Below are 12,444 nucleotides of genomic sequence, written 5' to 3'. Positions count from 1 at the left end.
ACTATCCTACTTTCTAAGCATACTTTTCTTCTAATTTGGCACTCTCGTTTGAGTTAACCGTCTTTAAGGCAGCCGTCCATTCATCAAACAATGAATGAATTACCACTTTACCAACTCGACCATAAATATCTCTAAACAAGCATTGCCCCTTTTTCAAATTAGCTAACATTTCAATATTTGCTTTGGTCACTGGCAAATTAAATTGTTTCAAGATATTTTCACGGTCATCAGAACTATCAAAGGCAAATAATTGACCATACTGTCCGATACTTTCTTCATCATCACTATCTTTGACACGTTGTGTGGCATAAAAAACAGCATTGTTTTCAGAACGCCCTAATCGCTTGATACTATCGAAAACATTTTTACCCGCCTGTGAAGTGGTAAATATCCAAGCTTCATCAATCATTTCCAAACTAAACTCATCTGGGTTGGCACGACCAAACTTTTCCAAATACTTACCTAACGCCAACATCAAAGCCATTGAATACTTTTGTGTCTCAGTATAAGTACGGCTATCTTGTTTAGCATTAGGCAATTGCAAACCAGTAACTTCTAAGATTGTACGTTGGTCATTAAATTGCAAACTATCTGTTGAACCGTCACTAAAGGCTAAGCGTAACATTGTCTTTGGAACAATACTTTGGTAGAAATCAGACAAATCTTTTTCTGCATGAGAACCTTTAGCTAATTCGTCAAAAACTGTTAAAGTGCCAACTTTTTCGCCTTGAATACGCATCGCACATACTTTACTAATGGAACGATTAAGAGCAGTCTCTAATTGAATATCTTGTGAGATTGGTCTGATTTGAACTAACATTTCTTTAACCAAAGTCAGGACATCAGGTATATCGTCTTCCGTACTCTGCTCATTCAAAGTCAGAATAGGGTCAAGAACACCTAAGTTTTGTCTATCATTGGCATTTAAAGTGACAAAATGAAACGACTCAATCAACTTACGGAAGTAAGGGTTTTTCTCAGTTTCCAATGCTCGCATAAACCAACGGTGTATTTCTTGCTTAGGATCAATATATAAAATCTTGACGTTAAACATTGCCATATGAAGCAACAACAATTTAAACAAAAATGACTTTCCTTGACCTGTATCGCCTGATAATGCAAGGTGGGGACTATCTGTTTTAGCACCCCTGATGCCTTTGTTAGTGATAACAAGGTTTAACAAAAGCAACAAACGAGATGATGCCACGGCTTGTTGGATAGTCTCAAACTTATCCAAACTCAAAACACGCCCCACATAGAAACCTGTATGTGACCCTAACGCTTGACTTGTGCCAAACATCAACTCAGCTAAGGCTGGTACAGTCGTGTACTGTCGCCATTGTTTGAAGACCCCTAAATTAACCGCTGGCAATGTTTGATACAACAATTGTTCTTGATTGAAGCTAGGTTGATACAACTCAATATCACGCTCAAAAGTCTTTAAACGTGTTTTAAGTTTATTGACCTTTTTCTTCAATTCTTTGACGTTCTCATCTCGAACCACTAAAATCGCTGACCATTGCAGAAAACCGTTTTTATCATCGAGAACGTTAACTAAATTTTTGGCTAACTTATAGTTCAATTCACTACGTTTCGAACTGTCTTCATCAGTATTAAAGGCATCTCGCAATTCGTCACGATACTTCCCTTTTGATGATTTTGTTTGTTGTTTTAAACCACGCCAACCATCTCTTTGCGGAAAGTTGATTTTGATATGAACTTCGACTGGAAATTTATATGATTGTATCTCTGGTAACACAGATAAAAATTGCATCTTGTCTGGCATATTCATAACCAGATGTGTGAAGTAATCTTCTTTTTCATCAGTGATACGTTTAATAAAACCTGTCTGTGATAAATCAAAAACGGTATCACGCATTGCCATAAGTGATTTTTCTTTTTCGTGATGATAGGGCAAACCCAGCATGGCAACTAATCTGTCTTCGTCCATTTTTTCGGCATCAATTGACTTCAAAATGCTTAATACATCTTCATTCATGGTATTAAAACGTTCAAAGAAACTATCATCAAATTTGACCTGATACCTAAATGTTTCTGCAATTCGTTTCATGACTAAATCAGTCACAAAACTGACCTTGTCTTTTAAGTCATCGCCAACGTTGATATTTTTGAGCTTAACCCCAATATAAAATTCATCAATGATTGCTGGGTTGAACTCACTCTCCAATAAATTGACTTCTTCTTGACCGATATAATACTCGGCAACTTCTCGCAAGTCATCAGCCCAATCATCACTCGTTCCTTGAATACGACCCGCTAAGTCCATATCTTTTGGAATCAGTTTTAAATCAACATCATCATATTTTTGTAAACGTTCAAACACATCAATAAAACTATTTTTGTATTTGCGTTTATCCTCAACATTAGCGACATTGATTTGAAATGGTTTAATCTTGTAATAAGCCCACACATCGCCAATCGTAGTCAACAATAAGTTATCTCGATACTGCACAACAGGGTTTTCATATTTAACCGTTGCTTTTTTTGCCATAATTTAGATACCCACTTTTCTTTTATTATTTGTCATTGATCACTTGCACCGGTCTTTAAAAAATTGTTAATTTGTTTCACATCAGTTGAGACTAATTTCATGTCTGGGTTGTTTGGCTTCATAAACGTTGGTGTCTCTTGAACAGCAAAATCGCTAATGTAATGTTTGTTATTAGGGTTTTGCACATTGATTGTTTGAATTTGCTTGTCAGCATGATTAAAATTCAAAACATTGTGCCAGAATATTTTGGGATAGACCTTTTGACAATGTGAACAATTAGCGCTGTAAAACATCACAGATTGAACATTTGTGTCTAACCCTTTAACATCATTATTTTGAAAATACATTGATGCTTTTGGGAGAAAATAAAAACCAGCCACTAAGAACAAAATGACTGGTAATACGCGATTGACAATAACATTGATTGGTTTGGGTAATTGCTTTTTATTGCTTCTTGCTGGTTGATTACCCTGCTGAATATAATATTTCATTATTCGTTCTCCTTATTGTTATTAGTTAACTTACTGATGTTTAAGATTTCTAATTCATTAAAATTAAGTACAAACTTCGAATTGTTTACCTCAGAATAATTATTAGATTGTAACTATAAGTAAAAGATATTATTGTATTTTATATTTCTCAAATCAATTAGTCAGTCAACCTTAAAAAAATTTTTTCTTTTATATCTTCATTTAATGAATCATTTATAGCAAACTTGAATTTATCTATCGGATAAATTTTAGCATGAGTACTAATTTGTAACATATTGTTTTTAACCATGGAAAACAATTTATTAAATTCTTGACTCTTTTCCAATATTGAGTTGCTGTTCATCCAATGTCTCAGGTGGAAAATGCCGCACTGAATACATAAATTTTCACTGATAAACTTCCAATCAACTTGTTGATTTGATAATAATCCTACTGCAACAAAATTTCCATTTTTTTTGACTGATTTCGCTAGGTTCATACCAGATGCTCCGCCAATAGAATCTATAGCAAAATTTACACCTTGATTTTTTGTAATTCTCATTATTTCGTTATAAACACTTTGATTTTCCGTATTGACAACGTATTGCGCACCCAACTCTTTTAAGAGTTTTATATTTCGGTTGTTTCGAACTATTGCAATAATATTTGCTCCAAGAGAGTGGTTAATTTGAATTAAGGCTTTACCAAGATTTGATCCACTAGCATTAATTGCAACAAAATTGCTAACTTTAACATTTAGAACATATTTACAAATTATCCAAGCTGTCAAAGGATTTATATACATTTGAGCACCTATAATGTTAGGTATATCATCTGGAATGATAATGATATTGTCACGTTTGACTTTTAAAAATTCCTGCCAAGTACCTTTAACATCCACGAGTAAAACACGTTTACCTAATAAATTACTATTTTGTTGATTCCCTACATCTTTCACAATACCTACACCTTCATAACCTATAAAAGATGGTAAAACTGTCCGATGACTGTAAGCCCCAGTTATAGGTATCAAATCTGACGGATTAATTGGAGCTATAATCATTTGAACTAAAAATTCATTTTCAAATAAGTCCGTCATTTGAGAAAAAAACATGATACTTCTTTCGATGGATCACCAAATTGACTATACTTTAAACTGCGATATTTTTTCATAATTGACTCACTTTGTATCATGGTTAATATTTATGCAACATTTTATCTATTTACAACAGTGTAACACATGAAAAATTAACCCAGTTCACAATGGTAAGTTTAATGTTCTGAAAAATAATTTGCTGATTTCAAATTTTATTTTTCAGAACTCTTTTTATTGTATTTGATTGATTTTAACTGACGTTAATTTTTGACTTTCACTATCAAACCAGCCATGTAATAGCACGGTTTGATTGATTGCTTTTTGACCTGTACCACTGGTTTTGACAACCACAGTTGCTAGGCTTTCGATTGTTTGATTATCTAAATCACTTGTATAACCTGTGGCTGTTTGGTATTGACTAGTCAGACCCAAATTATCAATTCGTGACCCACCTGTGACATCAAATCCGCTATCAAATAATTGATTTTTTTGGTCATTAGATAGTGACAAAATATCAGACACCTCACTAAATCGCTTATCATAATCTGACTGACTACTAAATGTATAATAGGCTTTTGCAAATTCAAGTAACTTGCTCTTAGCTTTTGCATCATTGGCATTGTACGTGGTTTGTAAGTTATCAATTTGAGTGGTCACATGTTTTTGAGTTTTAGTCACTTGTGACACTTCCTTTCTAACTTGTTCAATTTGTACTCTTTTACCATTAGTAATTGACATCATGATGCCAAGACCAACCAAAAGCAAACCCATAATGCTAAGTAAAACCTTATTTTTCATTATCGAATGCCCCTTTCAAGGTTAATCGTGACATATCAGTCACTTGTTTTTCATCAGTATCATAAGTGATTGTGTAAGCCACACTTTGTGTATCACTCTTAGCTACAACCAAGTATTCTAATTTAGACCCCCAAGCATTTTTAAGCCCTACAAGTGGCACATCATAATGTGCTTTATCACTAAACGTCACACTAGGCGCAAAAGTTTGCGTTAGTTCGTTAATCGCTTTTTGTGAAGCAAACCCTTTCAAGCTATCAGAATAACTTGATGTCGGCTGATTACTAAATGTTTGTACAAATTTATTGACCCGACTTGTACTACTACTAACCGTTTCTTGTTGTGATTTTGGACTTGATACAATCGTTTGTGATTTGACTTGATTAGCTTTTGCCTGTTTTAAATCTGCCCTAGCTTGTCCTAATTGTTTATCCAAGTTAGGTATTTGATTGAATTGGACTAGTAAAATTCCAGCCAACACCAGACTAGCAAAGATGATTAAGCAGCTATTTTTCATACTTTCTCCTTTCGATTATTTACCTTGAATAAAGGTTACGCCTTGACCTGCTGTTAATTCTCTAAAACTAACCGTTCCAGTCCCAGATGCTACAACATTACATTCACTCACTAAGAAATGTGTTTTATCATCACTGATCGCTTCAACAACAGCTACGTGTCCGTATGTCGGGTCTGCACCGTCTGCACCTTGTGAGAAACTAACTGCCCAGCCAACATGTGGCTGACTATCAGTTTTATATCCTTTAGCTTTAGCATTCTTACCCCAATCAGCCCCATTGCCTAAACCATTTTCTACTGGTGTGCCTAATTCTTGCATACGATTATAGGTGTACCAAGTACATTGTCCGAATGGATAAGTGTTTGATGATGACGTAGCGGTAAAATTCGTATCTTTAATTTTGCTTTTATAGGCACTAGGAATTTCTTTAACCGGCGCACCACTAGTCCCCATACCCTGTGCAACATTAGTGGCACAACCATTTGAGTTGTTAGTTGTATTATCGGTATTTTGTGTCGTTTCTGTCCCATTAGTTGCCGTATCAACGGCTGTATTTGATGAACCACTAGCAAATTTAGCGTACCAAGCACGAGCATAGGCTTGCCTTTTTGAAGTAGTTCCTGCGCCACCACGTTCCCACTTTGCTCTTAAAAATTCAGTGGCATCATCAACGTTGGTCATTTTCAGACCTTGCTTTAATAAATCAGAATTTGTGCCGTCATGATTAAGCGCAAAATCTAACTGCAAACCTGCATCAGACCATTTTTTATTTTGAGATTTCGCATAGTTTAGCAACTCAACACGTCTTGAATTGTCCCATTGATTGAGACCTAAAGCGTAACCACTAATACTAGAATTCATAGCGGTACTTTCATTGAATGTCGCATTTGATTGAACTATGCTAGCGTTAAAACCACTTTCATTTTCAGTGTTTCCTAAATAACCAGCAATACCAGCTTCAGTCACACCTGATATTTTTTTCAAATTATCATGCAATGATTTGGCAACCGCCTCTTTATCGGCACTGGTTGTGACAGTTACTGTGGTATCTGTACTTTGACAGTCATTGTTATTATCCTGATAAAAAAGCGCCATTACGATAAGTAACAGCACTAAGAAAAAAACTAAATAAGGCGCTAAGAAAAGCACAATTTTATGTTTGAAATGGGACACTAATTGTTTTTGCATCACAACTCCTTATCTAATTTTTTTCCTCATCTTGCGTGATTTGTTCTTGATGATGAACGGCTTCATCAAAATTGCGTTGTTGCAATTTATCACCATCTACTATCATTGATTTTGGTGTAACTGATTTAGCACTAGGCTTCAAAACTTGTGAACGTGCTTCACGTCTCTTTTCAGCAAGTTTTTCACTACTTTTGTCATCTAATACTCGACCACGATTAAACGACCTGTCACGCTCATTAGAACCGTTCCCGTAGCTTTCGGTATTGTCATGATTTTTTATAAGATAAGGTGTACGTGTATAAGCTGGCAATTCGTCATCATCGCCATATCCATGCCTATCAGTGTAGCTTTCATCAGCAGAGTTATCAGGATCAGAGTTAAAACCTTGTTCATCAGCATCTCTTTGACGTTGACGTTCTTCTTCGTCAGCCAAACGTTCTGCACGTTCTTGTCTTCGCTGTTCTTCTAATTCACGCATTTCTTGCTCATCAGGTACATTGCCACGTCTATCGTCCGAGCTTTCATGCTCATCATTTGACTTGTCTTCCGATTTGTCTTTAGCATGACGACCACTAAAACCTTTGACATTTTCTAGCCCATGCTTAGTTGAGTTGACCATTTCACTACCAGCTAACATTGCACGTTGTCCTGCCTGTGTGAGTTGAATTTTATTCAAAGCCTGATTTGCCATTGATGAACCAGTGACTGTTTGCACTAAGAATGATTTATTTTTCCAAAGCAAAACCATTAGGACAATATAGACAATTGAATTGAGTAGCGCACTAGCACTATTTGTAACTGGTACAATCGTGTCTGTAACTGTGCCAACCCATGAAACAAACATGATACCAAATAGCAGTCCGATTTTTGCGAATAGCAACCCTAACGCACTTAAACCAGTTTTTAAAGCACTGTTTGAAAATCTTGGTAGCAATGATAACAACACGGTAAAAGGCGATAGATAGTAAAGTAAAATAGCACCTAATTGCAATATCAAATTAAATACCCCAATCATCAGCAATGGTGTACCATAAGCTAATGACATAATTGGCGCCATAAGTCCGACAGATGCTTGATACCATTCTTCGCCACCGTCTTTTGAGAGATAATCATTTGACTTTGCTAGGGCATCGATCACATCACTATCAGCTTTACCACCGATTAGACGATACGACCCGTCTTTTTCACTGGCATCTAAATTGGTTGTTCCAAAGTTAGCTAATGTATAAGGACGAATAACCGACTTTTCAAAATAAGCTCTTCTGATTGCACTCTCAAATTTATCGCCACTATCAGTAAATTGTCCGTTAATATTGGACGTTTCAGTAAACATAGCCGTTTGTGCAGTTGACGTAAATTCATTAACTTTCGTCAAGACTGTACCACCAGCGCTTATCCAAGCACTACCGATAATCGCTACTAACAAAACTGATAAAATGGCTTTCAAACCAGCACCACTTTTAACACTTTGAATAAATACCCAAACAAGCCCTAAACCAAAAGCGGTATACAATAATTGTTTAAAAACTTCGCCAGCCCATGTTTGCTTGGTAAATTGTTGGACGTTTGAAAAAATATCATTGATCCCTTGCGTGATATTAGTTAAATCAAACATTTTTGATAAAGCTGTATCGAACAATGGATAGATAATGTATAAATTAAGTGACATAAACAAACTAGCGACTAAATGCGCCGAACTCAGCCCTAAATCAGTCAACGACCCTGATTGATAATAAACTGTGAAATTTTTAGAAATATTTTTATTTATCCAATCAATATCGTTATATTTTAGTTTGTCATTAATTGTCTTTTTGGTATGCGTGGGTTGGGTTGTCCCCTCATTAACTGCTTTACCGTCTGCCTTATCCTTTGCCAACGCTTCCTTATCTGACTCTCGTTTGGCTTCTTTTATTTCTTTGGAATCATACGTTAACGCATAAACATGTTGTGGCGCAATTAAAAAGCTACTAACAACTAGTGAGCTAAACATTGAACCAATTACAAGCAATAATATAATTGATTTTTTCATCATTTCCCTTTCTTATGTGCAACAAAAAAACACTTACAGTTTTGTAAATGTTTGTTGTATCACTTATTTAGTTAATTTTTCCCATGTATAAACCAGCCATGTCGGTTGGTAATTCGTGTCATAATTCACGCCACTATTGACAATTTGATTATTTTTTAAATCATATACAACAGCAGTTGTGGCTTCATTACTCGAATGTCCGTTGTTGAACAAATTTTCAACCAACAAATTTTTATCTTTGTTATAGTAGACTTCAACCTTTGCCATATCGCCACCATCTTCAGAAGTATCCATCATGTAGGATATATCTGCACCAGTGCTATTTTTTAAAGCCTTATCTAAAGTAGATCTATCAATTAAATTCGTGTTACTATAAGTGATTTTGTAATCTTTACCAGCAACATATTTTTTGGTACTCGATGATGCTTTTTCTGAACCACTTGATGTTTTAACAGTCGATGTTCCTGTTTTGCTTGCAACGTGCATATGTGTCATTGCATAAAGCATGTATGCTCCAAAAACAATAACTAAAAAACCGATAATAAGAATTGGTAATGTTAGTATTTTGGACTTAACAGGTTTTTCATCTTTTACTTCGTCTAGTAATTTTTGTTTTTTGATGTCTTTTGACATTGTAATTTCTCTCACATCTCGATTTGTTAAATCCATTTTAACACACCACCTTTCTCATTGTCTTTTTGAATTTCTTACGCATCTGCTGGTACTGCCCCAACTTGCCCTATCGTTTGATTGACGATGCCTTAATAAAAGCATGTTTAACCATGCTCTTTAAATTTTTTTACTTACAGTATCATGTACTGCTTTGAATTACTATTAACACGCTTTCCCTGATACAATTGATTTTTCCGAAACCAGACCTGCCAAACATAAGTCATTAAATATCTGATCGTTGTTTCAAATGGTAGATTATCTCTTTTAAGTTGACGGTCTAAATAGTAAACAGCTACTTCGCTGACTATGATTAACCCAAACCCTAAACTAAGATACTGCATGTGAAACCAACCTAAGACATAACTAATGAAAGCCGTGATGATTAACGTGATTGAAAACAGATACAGAAATCTGGTATCAACCATTATTGGTAAACGCATACCCTTACCAATTTTACTAAACTTAGCTGAATTGATATAAACTCTTCGATAATTAAACATGTTAACCACCAATACCTTTAACCCAATTTAGCAAAGCATTCAAAATACCACTAAACGCCTGTAAACTATTTTGCGGTCCATTGACGAAGAAATACACTAACGCACCAATAAAAATTGACATCCACATATCCTTAGATTCATTTTTGCCATAATGCATTAACGCACGTCCACCAGCAATAACAACCGTACCAACTAACAATAAAGGTTTAATTGAATTATAAAAGTCCAATCTGATACCCCCTTTCTAAGCCTGTAAAAACTTTGTGACAAAATACGTCGAATTTTGTTTTTTAAGTTCTAAGTAAATTGTCTGCACTTGCGTAATATCTGAACCATGTACTTTAACCGTGATTTTAGTAGTGACAATTGGCTTATCTGCCGAACCAGTGACTTTAATATCACTCTCATCAAGACTAACCAAATCTACTGCATTATCTAATCCCACAGGGTTATTCATGAACAACGACATATCCTTAGTTGAACTAGAGACATATTTTTGCACGAATTGTTTGGTAAACTTTTGAACTTTACCAGTGACCGCTTCATCATTGATTGTTTTACCAGTCTTGTCAAATCTCGCTTTACCCACTTGACCAACACTATCAATCTCATTAGCCACATAAGGTAAACCAATCACAGTTAATTTATCATTATCTTGTGTATAAGGCACATTGACAGTCATAGCGTTTTGCTTACCGTCATTATCAATCGTGAGATTATATTGTGCTGTTTTGATACTATCCACCGTAAAAATACCGTTCAATTTAGCTTGTAACAGCTTCATATCTTCGGTATTGGTCGATGATGATAACGTGACATTCTTAGCAAAATAAGGCGTAACCTTATCCAACCAAGCATCAGATTTAGTTTTATCAAATGTATAGTAAGCCGTCACAAAGTTTGCCAAGTATTGCCCCACAATTGGGTTATAACTGGTTGTCCCAGCACTAGCCTTATCAAGTCTGGTTGTAAGACTAGTAATGTTATGCCTTAATTCACGGTTTTTAATCGCTACACCATTGGCTAAGACTAAAACATAGGCAAAATAAAGCACTAAGATAATCAATAGACCAACAACAATTTTACGTACTTTACTCAAATTATAAACATGTGCTTTTGGAATTTTTACCGCTTTATCTTTTTGTTTTTTTTCATACTCAAAATTCACTTTTAGTTTTGGGAGACCACGCATTTCACACCCCCTTTCAATAATTTTTGGCAGAATAAAAACCAATCATATATGATGATTGGTTTTGCAAGTAACTTTTTTATAAATAAATTTAAAATATTGTCAAATTTAGGATAGTGGTTTTTAAAAATATTCACTAATTTAAATCCAAACATCGCTTTCGGCAGTCATGGCGCCTTCGTTATCTCCAGTGTTAACCACACCTTCAGGTTCGATTAAAATGATTTTTGATTCCAATTCAGAATAGGGTTTATGTTCAATACCTTTTGGAATAACAAACATCTCGTTTTTCTTCAATGTTACACTGCCGTCACGAAAGTCTATTCGTACTTCTCCATCTATAATGATAAACACTTCGTCCGTTTGGTCATGTTTATGCCAAACAAAATTATCTTGAATTTTTACAACTTTAAATTGATAATTATTCATTTGTGCAACAATCTTGGGAGACCATTGTTCATCAAATAACTCAAATTTTTCTTCAAAATTTATCGATTTTTGTTCCATGTTTATCACCTCTTTTACATTTATTCTTACTATTATACAGGAGAGACGACTTATTTACATGACACGCTTTTTAAATCTTTTTTCGCTTGTAAATCAAACCACCTAAAGCAACTAAACTAGACATTGACAATGCTAAGATGCCATTACCACCCATAGATGACTTTTTTGTGGCATGTGTTAATGGCAGTGCTTTAGCTAAGGCATCATCAATTTTTTGCTTGGCTTCAACAACTGGTGCTTTTGTCGCATCTTTGTCGTTATCAGTCAATGCTTGATTATAGGCTTCAACTGCACGAGCAACGCTAGGTACACTAGCAACTTGTGTTGGTACATCAACAACATTGCCTGATTTATCAGGTGTTACTTCAACTGGCTTGACATGATTGACTTCGCCTTGATTGTTTGTATCAGGTGTAGTTGGTGTCAGTGGCACGGTATTATCTTCGCTTGATGCCCCATTGTCACCAGTCGTTGAACTATCCGTACCGCCACCATTTGATGAAGAACCATTGTTATCTGATGAAGAACTTGAACTATCATTGTCCTCTGATGAACTTGAACCACCATTATCAGTTGAAGAACTATTGCCGTCTTCTGTTGAGGAACCACCATTATCAACATTGGAACCGTCATCTGTTGATGATGATCCACTGCCGTTATCAGTTGAAGAACCAGAACCGTTATCAACACTAGTACCGTCATCTGTTGAGGTACTACCGTCACCCACTGTCGTGCCGTCATCTACATTAGAACTGGCATCACTTGTGACATCAGTTGTAGCGCTCAAGACTACCGCCTTAACTTGTGGCAACATCTTTGCAGTTGCTTGTACTGATTGTGCTGTACTAGTATCAGTTGTTGGTACAGTATCAGCACTAACTGCTTGATGACCTAATGCTAAAGCCCCTAAAACAGACCCAGCGATTAAAAGTTGTTTTTGCAACATGTTTATTGTCTCCTAACAATTTT

12 protein-coding genes and 1 pseudogene are annotated in these 12,444 nt (G+C 35.4%); all 13 read right to left on the bottom strand.

All coding sequences use genetic code 11. From position 1 onward, the window contains the following. Positions 1-13 precede the first annotated feature (13 nt). Complete coding sequence (locus RHP64_RS05550) at positions 14-2,512, bottom strand: ATP-binding protein (RefSeq protein WP_150288684.1); 2,499 nt, start codon at positions 2,510-2,512, stop codon at positions 14-16. A 32-nt stretch (positions 2,513-2,544) separates the two neighbouring features. Then, positions 2,545-3,003 (bottom strand): thioredoxin domain-containing protein, encoded by a 459-nt coding sequence (locus RHP64_RS05545; RefSeq protein ID WP_462784967.1) that lies wholly within the window; start codon positions 3,001-3,003, stop codon positions 2,545-2,547. 157 nt (positions 3,004-3,160) lie between these two features. Beyond that, complete coding sequence (locus RHP64_RS05540) at positions 3,161-4,096, bottom strand: zinc-dependent alcohol dehydrogenase family protein (RefSeq protein WP_150288686.1); 936 nt, start codon at positions 4,094-4,096, stop codon at positions 3,161-3,163. Positions 4,097-4,309: 213 nt separating this feature from the next. Continuing rightward, positions 4,310-4,876: a hypothetical protein gene (locus RHP64_RS05535; protein ID WP_150288687.1), complete on the bottom strand. Its 567-nt coding sequence runs from the start codon at positions 4,874-4,876 to the stop codon at positions 4,310-4,312. Continuing rightward, on the bottom strand, positions 4,866-5,390 hold the full coding sequence (locus RHP64_RS05530; protein ID WP_150288688.1) for a hypothetical protein: 525 nt from the start codon (positions 5,388-5,390) through the stop codon (positions 4,866-4,868). The genes RHP64_RS05535 and RHP64_RS05530 overlap by 11 nt, the downstream gene beginning before the upstream one ends. Before the next feature lie 15 nt (positions 5,391-5,405). Next, on the bottom strand, positions 5,406-6,578 hold the full coding sequence (locus RHP64_RS05525) for a phage tail tip lysozyme (protein WP_190323655.1): 1,173 nt from the start codon (positions 6,576-6,578) through the stop codon (positions 5,406-5,408). Next, a pseudogene (locus RHP64_RS05520) lies at positions 6,578-8,607 on the bottom strand (CD3337/EF1877 family mobilome membrane protein). Before RHP64_RS05520 ends, RHP64_RS05525 begins: the two are co-directional and overlap by 1 nt. A gap of 63 nt (positions 8,608-8,670) precedes the next feature. Further along, on the bottom strand, positions 8,671-9,276 hold the full coding sequence (locus RHP64_RS05515) for an alanyl-tRNA synthetase (protein ID WP_150288689.1): 606 nt from the start codon (positions 9,274-9,276) through the stop codon (positions 8,671-8,673). A gap of 134 nt (positions 9,277-9,410) precedes the next feature. Beyond that, a complete protein-coding gene (locus tag RHP64_RS05510) occupies positions 9,411-9,779 on the bottom strand; it encodes a hypothetical protein (RefSeq protein ID WP_150288690.1) in 369 nt (122 codons plus the stop codon). Between the two features lies 1 nt (position 9,780). After that, positions 9,781-10,008, bottom strand: a complete 228-nt coding sequence (locus RHP64_RS05505; protein ID WP_010385861.1) for a TcpD family membrane protein — start codon at positions 10,006-10,008, stop codon at positions 9,781-9,783. A gap of 15 nt (positions 10,009-10,023) precedes the next feature. Further along, positions 10,024-10,971 (bottom strand): conjugal transfer protein, encoded by a 948-nt coding sequence (locus RHP64_RS05500; RefSeq protein ID WP_150288691.1) that lies wholly within the window; start codon positions 10,969-10,971, stop codon positions 10,024-10,026. 138 nt (positions 10,972-11,109) lie between these two features. Next, a complete protein-coding gene (locus tag RHP64_RS05495) occupies positions 11,110-11,475 on the bottom strand; it encodes a cupin domain-containing protein (protein ID WP_150288692.1) in 366 nt (121 codons plus the stop codon). Between the two features lie 70 nt (positions 11,476-11,545). Beyond that, a complete protein-coding gene (gene uasX, locus RHP64_RS05490; RefSeq protein WP_150288693.1) occupies positions 11,546-12,421 on the bottom strand; it encodes a serine-rich aggregation substance UasX in 876 nt (291 codons plus the stop codon). Between the last annotated feature and the right edge of the window lie 23 nt (positions 12,422-12,444).

Source organism: Leuconostoc sp. XM4, from assembly GCF_055698815.1.
The sequence above is the reverse complement of the archived record's forward strand: the minus strand, read 5'-3'. Positions and strand labels throughout refer to the sequence as shown.